This window comes from Marinicella litoralis, from assembly GCF_002591915.1.
GTDB classification, from domain to species: Bacteria; Pseudomonadota; Gammaproteobacteria; order Xanthomonadales; family Marinicellaceae; genus Marinicella; species Marinicella litoralis.
The window spans coordinates 54,138-67,326 of the sequence record NZ_NIHB01000006.1 but is presented as its reverse complement, the minus strand read 5'-3'; the positions used below and the strand labels follow the sequence as shown (position 1 = coordinate 67,326).

At 42.1% G+C, this 13,189-nt stretch carries 17 protein-coding genes; 13 read left to right on the top strand and 4 right to left on the bottom strand.

Annotated elements, in window-relative coordinates; genetic code table 11:
• Nucleotides 1-2 precede the first annotated feature (2 nt).
• On the bottom strand, nucleotides 3-200 hold the full coding sequence (locus CCS90_RS13645) for a hypothetical protein (RefSeq protein WP_099020135.1): 198 nt from the start codon (nucleotides 198-200) through the stop codon (nucleotides 3-5).
• Nucleotides 201-381: 181 nt separating this feature from the next.
• On the opposite strand from CCS90_RS13645, the gene CCS90_RS13640 reads away from it, so the two are divergent.
• Nucleotides 382-1,056 carry an aspartyl/asparaginyl beta-hydroxylase domain-containing protein gene (locus CCS90_RS13640; RefSeq protein WP_099020134.1) on the top strand — a complete coding sequence of 225 codons (675 nt, stop codon included), beginning with the start codon at nucleotides 382-384 and terminating at the stop codon, nucleotides 1,054-1,056.
• Entirely contained in the window at nucleotides 1,056-1,964 is a 909-nt protein-coding gene (locus CCS90_RS13635; protein WP_099020133.1) for a sulfotransferase family protein, read from the top strand. The genes CCS90_RS13640 and CCS90_RS13635 overlap by 1 nt, the downstream gene beginning before the upstream one ends.
• Nucleotides 1,965-2,053: 89 nt before the next feature.
• Here CCS90_RS13635 and cobB read toward each other — a convergent pair whose 3' ends face one another.
• From cobB to CCS90_RS13620, 3 genes are all read right to left on the bottom strand, one after another.
• A complete protein-coding gene (gene cobB / locus CCS90_RS13630; protein WP_099020132.1) occupies nucleotides 2,054-2,749 on the bottom strand; it encodes a Sir2 family NAD+-dependent deacetylase in 696 nt (231 codons plus the stop codon).
• 27 nt (nucleotides 2,750-2,776) lie between these two features.
• Nucleotides 2,777-4,183: a M12 family metallo-peptidase gene (locus CCS90_RS13625; RefSeq protein ID WP_099020131.1), complete on the bottom strand. Its 1,407-nt coding sequence runs from the start codon at nucleotides 4,181-4,183 to the stop codon at nucleotides 2,777-2,779.
• 207 nt (nucleotides 4,184-4,390) lie between these two features.
• Nucleotides 4,391-4,624, bottom strand: coding sequence for a hypothetical protein (locus CCS90_RS13620; protein WP_099020130.1), 234 nt, complete (start codon nucleotides 4,622-4,624; stop codon nucleotides 4,391-4,393).
• 314 nt (nucleotides 4,625-4,938) lie between these two features.
• Here CCS90_RS13620 and ccmA point away from each other — a divergent pair, with 314 nt between their 5' ends.
• From ccmA to CCS90_RS13565, 11 genes are all read left to right on the top strand, one after another.
• Nucleotides 4,939-5,580: a heme ABC exporter ATP-binding protein CcmA gene (gene ccmA, locus CCS90_RS13615; protein ID WP_162846926.1), complete on the top strand. Its 642-nt coding sequence runs from the start codon at nucleotides 4,939-4,941 to the stop codon at nucleotides 5,578-5,580.
• On the top strand, nucleotides 5,577-6,239 hold the full coding sequence (gene ccmB, locus CCS90_RS13610) for a heme exporter protein CcmB (RefSeq protein ID WP_099020128.1): 663 nt from the start codon (nucleotides 5,577-5,579) through the stop codon (nucleotides 6,237-6,239). The genes ccmA and ccmB overlap by 4 nt, the downstream gene beginning before the upstream one ends.
• Nucleotides 6,240-6,257: 18 nt before the next feature.
• A complete protein-coding gene (ccmC, locus tag CCS90_RS13605) occupies nucleotides 6,258-7,031 on the top strand; it encodes a heme ABC transporter permease CcmC (RefSeq protein ID WP_099020127.1) in 774 nt (257 codons plus the stop codon).
• The gene (ccmD, locus tag CCS90_RS13600) at nucleotides 7,028-7,204 is read left to right on the top strand and encodes a heme exporter protein CcmD (protein ID WP_099020126.1); all 177 of its coding nucleotides are present in this window, start codon (nucleotides 7,028-7,030) and stop codon (nucleotides 7,202-7,204) included. The genes ccmC and ccmD overlap by 4 nt, the downstream gene beginning before the upstream one ends.
• Before the next feature lies 1 nt (nucleotide 7,205).
• A complete protein-coding gene (gene ccmE / locus CCS90_RS13595; RefSeq protein WP_099020125.1) occupies nucleotides 7,206-7,664 on the top strand; it encodes a cytochrome c maturation protein CcmE in 459 nt (152 codons plus the stop codon).
• A 2-nt stretch (nucleotides 7,665-7,666) separates the two neighbouring features.
• The gene (locus CCS90_RS13590) at nucleotides 7,667-9,610 is read left to right on the top strand and encodes a heme lyase CcmF/NrfE family subunit (protein WP_099020124.1); all 1,944 of its coding nucleotides are present in this window, start codon (nucleotides 7,667-7,669) and stop codon (nucleotides 9,608-9,610) included.
• A complete protein-coding gene (locus tag CCS90_RS13585; RefSeq protein WP_099020123.1) occupies nucleotides 9,607-10,152 on the top strand; it encodes a DsbE family thiol:disulfide interchange protein in 546 nt (181 codons plus the stop codon). Before CCS90_RS13590 ends, CCS90_RS13585 begins: the two co-directional genes overlap by 4 nt.
• On the top strand, nucleotides 10,149-10,544 hold the full coding sequence (locus CCS90_RS13580; RefSeq protein ID WP_099020122.1) for a cytochrome c-type biogenesis protein: 396 nt from the start codon (nucleotides 10,149-10,151) through the stop codon (nucleotides 10,542-10,544). Before CCS90_RS13585 ends, CCS90_RS13580 begins: the two co-directional genes overlap by 4 nt.
• Entirely contained in the window at nucleotides 10,537-11,664 is a 1,128-nt protein-coding gene (locus CCS90_RS13575) for a tetratricopeptide repeat protein (protein WP_099020121.1), read from the top strand. Before CCS90_RS13580 ends, CCS90_RS13575 begins: the two co-directional genes overlap by 8 nt.
• Before the next feature lie 8 nt (nucleotides 11,665-11,672).
• Complete coding sequence (locus CCS90_RS13570; protein WP_099020120.1) at nucleotides 11,673-12,623, top strand: isopenicillin N synthase family dioxygenase; 951 nt, start codon at nucleotides 11,673-11,675, stop codon at nucleotides 12,621-12,623.
• A gap of 186 nt (nucleotides 12,624-12,809) precedes the next feature.
• Nucleotides 12,810-13,172 carry a response regulator gene (locus CCS90_RS13565; RefSeq protein ID WP_099020119.1) on the top strand — a complete coding sequence of 121 codons (363 nt, stop codon included), beginning with the start codon at nucleotides 12,810-12,812 and terminating at the stop codon, nucleotides 13,170-13,172.
• Nucleotides 13,173-13,189: the final 17 nt, after the last annotated feature.

Genomic DNA, 13,189 nt, shown 5'->3' with positions numbered 1-13,189 from the left:
CGCTATAAAATGTACATAGAGACTACAGCGGTTGCGGATGAGAGCACTTCTGTCAGCTCGACTTGTTTTCGAGTGGCCGTAAATATCACCCAAAATATGGCCATCAAAATGACCACCAATACGGGTAACAATATAAACAAAAATGTCAGCTTAGCAGGGCTTTGTTGCTCATTTTTTTCTCTGGCTTGGTCTTTTTTCATCGAGGTATTATAAGTCAGTGTTTTACAATCATTGCTTGTTTTATGAACTGTTATTTTAGATTGATTTAAGTGACGCTTCAAAAATGAATTGATTGATAACAGAGACACGGATAATTTTTTCGATTTTAAAGCAGATTGCGTATAATCTTAACTTTCGGAACAATTGCTTATATAAATCACCATGAACTTCAACGGAAATTTCAATCACATCTGTGATGCCGATGTCAGCCCCATTCAAAAGCTGGTTAACAACTTAACTGAAAAACACTGGGCTTTGGACATAAGCAGACAACAAAAATACGATGTACATGAAGACACAGCAACCATCAATTTAGTTCACGATCCTGATTTTCGTCACATGAACCCAAGCAAACATCCTGCCTTGGATGTTTTTGGACCTGTGATTCAACCTGTTTTGGCCTACATCGCACAATATTATGAAAATAAGCTGGCCAATAAAACATTGATCGAACAATATGGCGCAGGATATTTTATTCGTGCCAATATCATTAAGTTAAAAGCCGGTGGTACCATCAGTGCACATCAAGATAAAAATTTTTCATTGGCTCATTCTCATCGGATACACATACCGATTGTGACCCATGAAGACGTCCATTTCACAGTTGGTGATGAAACAGTGCACATCCCAGTCGGCGAAGTGGTGGAAATCAACAACCGCAGGTTCCATTCAGTTAGCAACAACAGTGAAATTGACCGGGTTCACTTGATATTGGATTTTGTGGTGCCTGGCGAGCCTTGTTGTTGTGCCGACAAAACCCATCCTGGTGAATTGTGCACACCCGAGTCTTGCCAGGCAACTGACCGTTTAATGATTCCTTGTTACTGCCATCCTTGATGCAAAATTTATTATCACTGGCACACCAGGCCACACAACATTTAACTGACAAAGCACTGTCGCAACTTTTTCAGCAGCCGATATTCATCCTATCGGCACCCAGGTCTGGCAGCACCCTGTTATTTGAACAGTTGATACAGCAAGACCACATGTGGAGTATCGGCAATGAGAGTCATGTGGTATTCAGTCAATTCCCTCACCTCAGATTTGCCAATGGAGAACAAGATTCAAGCAGCCTCAATGCGACCCATGCAGACGCCAGGACCAATCGGCTGATCAAAGCATGCTTTCTTTTCATGCTACAAAACAAACAAAACCAAAGGTACATTGACCCCAAATTGACCGGTCTACCCAAAGCACCCATTTTCATTGAAAAAACACCTCGCAATGCTTTGAACATTCCATTTATATTGAAAATTTTTCCTGATGCTCGATTCATCTATTTGCAACGAGATCCACGCCAAACCATAGCCAGTTTAATCGAAGCTTGGCACTTGGGCATAAAAACCGGACGATTCGCCACTTATCCAAATTTACCTGGCTGGCATTTACCAGCCTGGTGTTTCTTATTGCCTGCTGGCTGGCGCCAAATGATTGGCAAAAGCATTGCTGAAATTGCCTGCTTCCAATGGCAACAAAGCAATCAAACCATCGAATATGAACTGGCTAAATTGGATCCTAACAGAACCCATCGACTTGACTACTACGACCTGATCAACAACAGCCATACCACCCTATGCAAAGTCATCAAATTCATCAATCCAAACCATGACATCAGCACCCTCAGCTTTAAACTCACACCATCCAATACCACCCTCACGCGGCCAGATCCAGAAAAATGGCGAAAGTATGAAGATGAAATTATGGCCCTGAAAAGTATTTGGGGCAAAAAATCCAGAGAAACTTGAGTGAAGTGTCTGTCCATGAGCGCAATCACCCTTGAACTTGTTGGGTCGATTAAAAGATCAGATACCCTGCCATTTGAAAACCAATAACGCTAAATCAATTCAATGGATTCGAAAAATTTTGGTACCACTTGACTGGCTGGACCATGAATTGACTGCTGAAACTGGCTGTTTTGGTCACTGGGTTCAAGGTTTAACTCGACTGTATGAGCGCCGGATTGATTGGCTATTTCTACAAATCCTGCCGCCGGATATACCGTACCTGAGGTGCCAATTGAAACGAATAAATCACATTGCATCAAAGCCAGCATGATTTCATCCATATACAATGGCATTTCACCAAACCAAACGATATGCGGCCGCAATGTCCCTACCCTTTCACAATGCCCACAAATTGACTCAAGGGTTAAATCAGATTGTTGTGAACTGATTTCATGACATTGAACACAGCGTTTCTTTAACAATTCACCATGCATATGCAACAAATTTTCACTGCCTGCTCGGTGGTGTAAATCATCTACATTTTGGGTCACCAGTAAAAACGATTCGCTGCGATTTTCTACTTTGGCCAAAGCCATATGAGCTGTATTGGGTACAACCGTGCTCAATGCGGCTCTGCGCTGGTTATAAAATTGATGAACTAATTCTGGATTGCGATCGAAGGCTTCCGGCGTGGCTACATCTTCAACCCGATGATTGTCCCACAGACCATTGTTGTCACGAAATGTCGACAAGCCACTTTCTGCCGAAACACCTGCCCCTGTTAGCACCACTGTTTTTTTATACATGTATTATATATAACAAAAAGTTATGGGCTATGTGCCTTCAAAACCATCCTCAAAAATAATTAAATTAGACAGTGGAACAATACACAGCGGATTGGATAGTGCCGTTGCGTCAACATGACTGCGCATGCGATTGGGTACACGAATAGGTGCTGTTCCAAATGGATGCCCAGTGCCCAAAGTCAAGGAGATGTTCGACAAACCTGGGCTCAGTAAGTGACAATAACTCATGATGGTACCTGAGCCTTGACCTGACGGGCCTGGCAAGCTTTGAGCACCGGTGTAACAACCAGGCTGTCCCGCCTGAGAGTTGTTGCATTCATCAACTGGATTACTGTTGCCGCCGATATCCTCATAGCAGTGGGTGTGAGGTGAATTAAAATTATGCCCTAACTCATGACTGACCACCACTGAATCCCAAATAACTTGTGGATTGTTTGGATTGAATGTACCACTCAAACCTGAACTTACCCCATAGTTACCGCCATAATTACTGATGGCACCAGCATAATTTGACATGTTGCTGCCATCACAAGAAGACTGCGACAAATCAACCAGAAAACCGGCATTACACAGCACACCAACCCAAGCAATGCCACTTAAACTGCTTTTGCCACTGATAAAGTGAGTCAAAGCTCGATCGACGCCCAAGTTATTGTCATTCCAGTATTTACCGACCTCATACAAAGCACATTCGGTATTGGTGGCAATCCAAGGATCACTGCTGGTACTCCAAATTGACGTATTTCCAACAAGAATAGAAGTGTCAATTTCGTCGGTATAAATGGATGATATATAGCCAATTAAGCCAGCGATGTAATTCACAGTATCGGTGCTGTTTCCAAATATATTATAAAATTCGAAATCAGTCTCTACAGCCAATTTAATATAATAAGCAGTGTTGCCTTGGGCCGTTTTATTTGAAGATTGGACTTTATTGGCTTGAACTTGATCACTGGGTATTTCAATGTAATCTACTGGATTGAACCAGCGATTGTCCTTACTGGCCATCGATTTGATGTTTTGACTGATGAGTTTAAATTCATTCGATTGTTGCCAATTTAACGCGTATTTACTGCCTTCATCCGTGGTCACAACACCTTCTATTTTACCACCTTCCAAAATGCCAAAAAACACATGACTCCCAATCATCCCCTCAATCTGACCGCTGAAATATTGGTTGAGTGGCGGACTGGCTTCAACCACACCTTTATCTGTATTGATAACAATTTTCGCATCGTCCGCAAACACTTTTTGCGCAACCACTTTTAAATTAACTGTGCCCAAGTGGTCCATTGCAACATCAGAAAATGTGATTTTTTGCCCGATTTGAATCTGCTTCAAACTCTGGTTGTAATTTTCATCCAACAACGAAATTTGTTTACCTTGAACCATCGAACTGGTCGCCAACAACAATAACCACAGAAAATTTTTCATCACCAACACCGATATTAATTACTAATTATTTTAAATTACGCTGGATAAAACATCTATTAATTTATGAAATATCACTCATGGATGACTTATAGTGTGAAAGGGTTGGCAATATCGGAACATCATATAAATTCTAAAATGCCGCTTAATCGCTGTGACATTTTCAGAAAACAGGGTTTTATGTAACGAACAAAAGAGGTACCAAGGTACTTAATTGATACCAGCGAGTTGCTGATTCAAACCTTTGATTTTTGCCCTTTCATCATTGATTAACTGCAACAACTCCGCATGTTTGGTAGAACCCGCAGTCTGTTTGAATGAAGCTTTGATTAAATCGCGTTGCAGCTCTTTGATGTTCGTCATTATTTGCTTCTTTTGTTGCTCAATCGATGACTTGCTATTGATTGAACTGTCATTGATAGACATATTCATTAAATTTTCCATGTATCCCTCTTACCCAATTAGTTATTATTATAATTTTGAGAAATAGATTACATGACAGCCACCGAATTAGCCCTTATATGAGTGAGTTGAATGGATGAGCGGTTTTGTTACCTGTTTAAACGGTAATATGTAGCCAGAATTCATTTAGCATGATAGATACCGTCCATTTAATCTGAGAAAAAACAATTTCTTGTCTTAAATCAATTTATGGTCATTTAATCTGACAATTGAGGGGCATAACGCCGTGATTCCTTTACTTTATTAGAACCAATCACTAAAATTGGCGCTTCAAAATTAACCACAAAACCAAACCATTGACCACTGCTTTGCTACAAATTAATGATGCCCAATGCCAACGAGCTGGAGACCTGTTGTTTGCTCCTGTCAATCTAGCGATCGACAAGTCAGAACTGGCAGTGATTGCAGGACCCAATGGTTCAGGGAAAACCACCTTATTAGAAGCCGTGGCTGGTTTAAGTACTTTGTCTTCAGGACAACGACTGTATCAACAGTCTGCAGATATAAATCTGTGGTTGCAGCACAGCCATTACCTGGGTCATAAACTGGGCAACAAAGGCAATTTAAGCTGTCAAGAGAACCTGGAGTTCGTGGCACACATCAATGAAACAACCGTTAATCAACAGCAAATTGCATCAGTATTGAACAGCGCAGGTTTGGCCGGTTACCAGCACCAGTATGCCAGTGACTTATCCGCTGGCCAGAAAAAACGCTTGGCATTGAGTCGATTGCTGTTATTAAACAAAACCTTTTGGCTGTTAGATGAGCCATTCGTTAACTTAGATCACGCAGGCTGTGATTGGTTGTACCAGGTCATTGCCGCCCACATTACACGTGGCGGTGTTGTCATACTCACCGCCCATGACCAAAAGAAAATCCATCAATTGGCCCATCATCACATCACCCTGGTGGCTGCCATTGAGGAGCACAGCGCATGAGGTTTTGGGCGCTGTTTAAAAGAGACGTTTTGGTTTCATGGCGTAAAAAATCAAATATTTACCAACCATTGGTATTTCAACTGTTGATTGTCACCATGTTTCCATTAGGCTTGGGGGCTGGCGCACAAACATTGGCTAAAGTAGCACCTGCTGTGGTCTGGATTTTGGCTTTGCTCAGTACCTTGATTACCCTGGAAAACATCTTCAAAGATGATTATGAAGACGGCAGTTTAGACTTGTATGTATTGTCAGGCATGAATTTATATTTGGCCACATTAAGTAAAGCCTCTGCGCATTGGGTCACCACCGGTATACCGGTCATTTTGTTTGCTCCAGTCATTGCTGTATTGATGCATTTACCGGAACATACTTACGGTGTTTTGCTGTTGTCATTGTTACTTGCAACCCCCATATTCAGCTTATTGGGCACAGTCGGTTCTGCATTGATTATGAACATCAGAAATGGTGGAATGTTACTGAGCGTATTGGTGATGCCATTATTGGCCCCTGTACTTATATTTGGCGCAGGGGCGGTATTAGAAACCAGTTTAGGTAACTCAGCCCGGGGACATTTGATGTTGTTATTGGGTTGTACTGTATTGAGTTTAACTTTGGCTCCTTTGGCTGCAGCTGCAGCGATAAAAATAAATTTGGAATAAACAAAAGAGATTGTTAGCATGAATCGTATTGTTAAGTTTTACCATGAAATGGGTTCACCACCCAGCTTCTATCGCATTACCAGGCATTGGCTTAAACCCATGTTGTTTCTGGCGATTGTATTGACTTTGTATGGCTTGATCGATGGGCTGTTTTTTGCCCCCACTGATTATCAACAAGGTGATTCTTATCGAATCATTTTTGTTCATGTGCCTGCTGCTTGGATGAGTATGTTCATCTATGCCATTATTGGCATAGCAGGCATCATCACTTTTGTATGGCGCATGAAAGTGGCCGAGGCTGTGATGATGGCTTGTGTGCCCATAGGTGCCTTATTTACTGTGATTACCTTGTTAACCGGCATGCTCTGGGGCAAACCCATGTGGGGCACTTATTGGGACTGGGATGCACGAATGACATCTGAGTTGATTTTATTGTTCCTTTATATTGGTGTGATGGGTATTTACAGTGCCTATGAAGAAGACCCAAGAAAAGCCGCTCGATTGGCAGCTTTGGTGGCCATCATTGGCCTGGTCAACTTGCCGATCATTCGTTACTCAGTGGTTTGGTGGACCAGCATCCATCAAGGCTCATCTATTTCATTGATGGGTGGTTCCAATGGCATCAAAGATTGGGACATGCTCAGACCCTTATTGGTGATGGCATTGGCGACAAAATTTTATTTTATTTATTCTATGCTCTCTCGTGCACAAAGCTATTTACTGAAAACAGAAAGTAAAAAACAGTGGGTCAAACAGGTGATTAAGAAAGAACTGTCAGGAGATCAATCATGATGGAACTATTTGACATGGGTAAATATGATTTTTATGTATGGACCTCAATCGGCGTATTTATTTTTGCTCTGTTGGCAGATTTCGTTAGCCTTAAAAGCCAATCGAAAAAAATCAAACGACTGATCCACGCCAAGCAGCTCAAGACCCAACAAAAACATTCAGGAGATAACTGAGATGACACCAACCCGTAAAAAGAGATTGATGATGGTATTGATGGTGGCCGTAGGTGTTGGCATCGCTACTGGTATTTTTTTAACCGCTTTCAAAGACAACATGATGTATTTCAAAAGTCCATCTGAAGTATCACAACAGAACTACCCTGTAAACCGAAGCTTCAGACTAGGCGGCATGGTAAAAGAAAGCAGCATGCGGCGCATTCCTGACAGTTTAAAGGTTCAATTTGAGGTGACCGATTTTGCAGCCAGTGTTTTGGTCGAGTACGAAGGCATTTTGCCGGATTTATTCCGTGAAGGTCAAGGCGTGGTAACCATTGGCAAAATGCAGAATGACCAATTATTTGTGGCCGAAGAAGTGTTGGCCAAACATGATGAGAATTACATGCCGCCTGAAGCTGCGGCTGCCTTAGAAGCAGCCAAGCCAAAGTATAAAAACACCAACAAGGAGTCTAATTAAACATGTTGGCTTCCATTGGACAATTTTTACTGATTTTATCTCTCACCACCGCTGTTGTTTTGATGTTATTACCGATGATTGGGTACTATAAGAACAACGACAGTTTGATGCGAACTGGCAGGCCACTTGCCTACTTATTGTTTGTCTTGGTTTTTTCGACTTTTGCCATTTTGGTCAGTCTGTTCGTGCTGCAAGACTTCTCGGTCACTTATGTGTGGCAACATTCCAGTCTTGCCCTGCCCTTACGTTATCGAATCACCGCCACTTGGGGGGCTCACGAAGGTTCGGTGTTGATGTGGATCACGGTTCAAGCCTTGTGGATAGCTGCGGTGGCTCGTTATAGTCGTTCATTGAGCTTAAGCCAGATTTCAAGGGTGCTTTCTGTATTAGGCATCATAGCCACTGGCTTCATTGCTTTTGTGTTATTTGCTTCCAATCCCTTTGAAATCACCAACCCAGCCCCGCTAGATGGCCGAGACTTGAATCCGTTGTTACAAGATTTCGGCATGATCATTCATCCCCCTTTGTTGTATTTTGGTTATGTTGGGATGTCAGTCGCATTTTCATTGGCGGTGGCTGCGCTGATTGGTGGTCAAATCGACGAAAAATGGATTCGCTGGTCACGTCGCTGGACTAATTTAGCATGGGCCTTTCTCACCATTGGTATTATTTTGGGCAGTTGGTGGGCTTATTACGAGCTTGGCTGGGGCGGCTGGTGGTTCTGGGACCCGGTTGAGAACGCCTCCTTTTTACCCTGGCTGGCAGGCACTGCTTTGATTCATGTTCAAGCCGTGAGTGAACGTAAAAACGCATTCAGGGGTTGGACTGTTTTATTGGCCATCATCGCGTTCAGCTTATGTGTATTAGGTACTTTCTTGGTCAGATCAGGCAGCATCACGTCGGTACACTCATTTGCTGCAGATCCATTTCGCGGTATTTTCATTCTGGTGTTGTTGGCCATTTATGCCGGAGGCGCTTTGACTTTATATGCCTTAAGGGTCAATCAACTCAAATCAAAAGATGCCATCAACTTAGAATCAAAAGAAACCATGTTGCTTGGTAATTCACTGGTGTTCATTACGGCAACCTTCACCATTTTATTGGGTACTTTGTTCCCAATGATTTTTGAAGCCATGGGTAAAAAGATATCAGTCGGCTCACCCTATTTTGGATTGATGTTTTTCTTAATAATGATTCCTATGGCGGTGTTGCTGCCTTTGGGTGCTCAAATGAAATGGCACAAAGACAAAATGAGTTCAGCCGTCAAGGCTTTGCTGCCCCATTTTTTCATCGCCGGCCTGTTGACTGTGTTGGCATATTTTGCGTTTGATGGTTTGAACTTAAGAGCCACCGCTGGGGTGTTTGGCGGTTTTTGGATTGCCTCGACCTCAATCATGCAAATCATTAAATTCCCAGGCAAACCCAATGCGGGTTTTATCGGCATGAGTGTGGCTCATTTGGGGGTCGCTGTGTTCTTGTTTGGGATGTCAATGACAGAACACAAAGACGTCGAAAAAGACCTGTTATTGAAACCAGGTCAAACCACCCAAGTGGCCGGTTATGACTTTACCTTTAATGGTGTCACATCAATTCAAATCGAAAATTACCGCGCACAACAAGGGTCAATTTTGGTCAGCCAAGATGGCCAACCCTTGGTCGAGCTACATCCGCAAAAAAGACACTACCCTAAACAACAGCAACCGATGACTGAGGCTGATATCTATCCTGGCTTTACCAAAGACATCTATGTTTCATTGGGCGAGCAAATCAACGACAAAGGTGATTGGGCAGTGAGAATTTACATCAAGCCATTCATCAGATGGATGTGGTTTGGTGGCTTAATGATGATGGCTGGGGCATTGATTGCTTTGTTCAATAAACGCAACAAACGCTTAGAACAACAACAAGTTGATCAAGTCATGAAAGAAAGGTTAAAACTGTCATGAAAAAAGTTTTTATTGCTTTGGTTCCATTGAGTGTATTTATCGGATTGATTGTGTTGTTGTATGTCAATTTGAACAACCATTCAGAGGTTTTACCCTCACCTTTGATCGGTAAAAAAATACCTCAGTTTGAACACCCCACCCTTTACAGTAACCAAGTGTTGAACCAAGATGACTTTATCGGTCAACCCTGGATGTTGAATGTATTTGGTAGTTGGTGTCCCAGTTGCCAGTTTGAACATCCATTGGTCACGGCTTTGGCCAATTCGGGCAAAATCAAAGTGGTAGGTCTCAATTGGAAAGACGAACCTGAAGATGCCATCAAATGGCTTAAACGATGGGGCAATCCCTACCATGAAATTTTGGTGGATTATCAGGGAGACACTGCCATCAATTTAGGTGTTTACGGTGCACCGGAAACCTTTTTAATTGATGCCCAAGGTACCATTGTCTATAAAATTGCGGGCGTATTGACTGAGAAAAACATCCAACAAGAATTGATGCCTTTGATTGAACAAATGAACCAAGGAGCGACGAACCCATGAATGTATTTAAAATCATCATCTTCATAATGATGGTAATGATGTCTATCAAATCACATGCCATAGATGTGTATGAGTTTGACAACGTTCAGCAAGAAGAACTGTATCAACAATTAACCAAAGAACTGCGCTGTTTGGTGTGCCAAAATCAAAACTTGGCTGACTCGGATGCAGGCTTGGCCAAAGATTTAAAGGACCAAGTGGCCGCTTTTGTCAAAGCGGGACAAGATGCCGAAACCATCAAAACTTATATGATCGATCGCTATGGTGACTTTGTTAATTACGACCCACCGATGAATGCCAGTACATTGTTTTTATGGTTTTCACCCTTGTTGGTTTTTTTAATTGGTGGCATTATTTTGTTTATCAACATCAGGAAGAGACAACATGGATGAATTGTTTATTTACTTAGGTCTGTCTGTTTTTGCCTTGTTGTTATTTACTTTTTGGTTCAGCCGTCAAGGAAAATCAGCGGAAAAAAAATGGTTGTTGGCGCAACTCAATGATGCCAATGAAGAAAACCAAAAACAGTACATCGCTGCCATTCAAGAACTGAACCAACAACCCAACAAAGGCTTAACCATATTACTGGTCAGCTTATTGATTATTCCTGCCACTTTTGTCATTGATTATTTGTGGATTCATGACATTCCACTGAAACAGAGAACTTCAGTAACAACCGCCAACAATGCACCCGATCTCGACACAGCCATCAAACAGCTTGAACAGAAATTGGCTGAGAACCCAGATGATGTTGATGGTCAACTATTGTATGGCCGATCCATGATGTCGATGCAAAACTACCCAGCTGCAGTTAAGGCTTATCATCGAGCCAATCAATTGGCACCTGACAGTCCTGATATTCTGACAGCATTGGCCGAAGCCATCGCTTTTAACAACAACACAGGCAGTTTTTTGGGCGAGCCGGAAAGCTACCTCAAACAAGCGCTTGAGATCGAGCCTAGGTACCAAAAAGCAATGTGGCTTCAAGGTATTGTCCATTATGAGAACCAACAATTTGAAGCAGCTGAATCAATGTGGACTGAATTATTGACCCTGGTTGACGCCCCAAACATCAGATCGACTATCACACAACAAATCAATATGGCCAGGACGGCATTGAACAAGCCTGTAATGGATTCAAGTACCAACCAAACAACCCAATCACCTGAAACGGTAACGTACTTTATTGTGGTCAGTGCAGATCAATCGATCAATGCCATTGATTTGCCTGCCACCAGCCGCCTTTTTATCTATGCCAAAGAAATAAATGGACCACCCATGCCAATTGCTGCGGTACCCATATCTGCACCATTCAATTGGCCAATTTCAGTCAAGGTAGGCGACCAACAAAATTTAAATCCACAACGAAAGCTCAGTACTTTTGATCAAGTGGAGTTTTCTGCAAAATTAAGCCTGACTGGCAATGCCACACCAGCTGAAGATGATATATTCAGTAATACAGTGACTGCCAGTCAATCGAACACAACCGTCCAACTCACTCTCAATCAATAACCCACATCATGACTACAACAGAAACCAGAAAAGTACCTGAACTAAACATGGAAGATTATGTGGCTGGAACTGCCCTTGAAAAACAACGTTTTGTTGATCAATTTTACGCAGGTCTGGTGGAATATGGCTTCATCGTACTCAACCCCTATCAATTTAATTTCGATTTGGTTGACCAATGTTATCAAGTATTTAAATCATTTTTTAAATTACCATTGGCCACCAAACAAAAGTACAACATCCACGACGGTGGCAAAAGAGGTTATGTTCCAAGGTTACAGGAACATGCAAAAAACAGCAAAAATCCTGATTTAAAAGAATTTTGGCATGTGGGTCGAGAAGTCTCCAGTGACCACCCTTTGGCCAATGAATACCCTGACAACATGTGGCCCAATGAAATTCCGAATTTCAAACAAAGCACCTATGCCTTGTATCAACAATTGGACCAAACTGCTCTGATGATGTTTCGATCATTGGCCACAGCATTAGATGTTCCAAAGGATTATTTTGAAAAATTAACCCACGATGGTAATTCTATTTTACGGGCGATCCATTACCCTCCCATGACAGAATTTGAACTGCCTGGATCAGTGCGTGCCGCTGCTCATGAGGACATCAATTTAATTACTTTATTGGTGGGTGCAACTGACAGCGGTCTGGAATTACTCGACCGAGATGGACAATGGCTGGCGGTTGATTCAACACCGGGGCAAATTGTCATCGATTCCGGAGACATGTTATCGCGCATCAGCAATGAAATGATTCCTGCAACCACACACCGAGTGGTCAACCCAATGGACGCTTCCTCTGATCGTTATTCCATGCCATTCTTTTGTCACCCCCACCCCGACGCTGTTTTAAGTTGCATACCTTCGTGTCAAGGTGACGGGCGATTGTATGAAGACATCACAGGCAGGGACTTTTTAAACCAACGTTTGAGAGAAATTGGCTTAAGTAAATAATTGTCATCCTTGTACAAGTTCTGAGTTAGTAACACCTACATTTAGTTGACAATTTTTGGTTAAAATCTCCACATTCAACCAATTAACCCAACTAACTAAACTCAGGTGCACGGATCTGACACATTTTTTTGCATTTAGACTCAATATTCATTATGATAATCAAAGGTTAAAAACGAAGTAAATTTTATGGCAAGAATATTAATCATTGACGATTCACCTTCTCAGTTATATGGCATGCAAAAAATAGTTGAGAAACTGGGTCATGAAACCATACTCACAGAAGATGGAAAAGAAGGGATTCAAATCGCCAGGGAACAACTGCCCGATTTGATTTTAATGGATGTGGTTATGCCTGATTTAAATGGTTTTCAAGCCACTCGCAAGATCAGCAAAGATGAAAGAACTGCTCATATACCCATTATCATCGTCACCACCAAAAAATTAGAAACCGATCGTGTATGGGGACTGAGACAAGGTGCCAAAGAGTACTTGGTTAAACCCGTTACCGACAAAGCTTTGAAAAAAGTGTTGGAAGCCCACTTGCCATAACACAGAAATTCAAAATT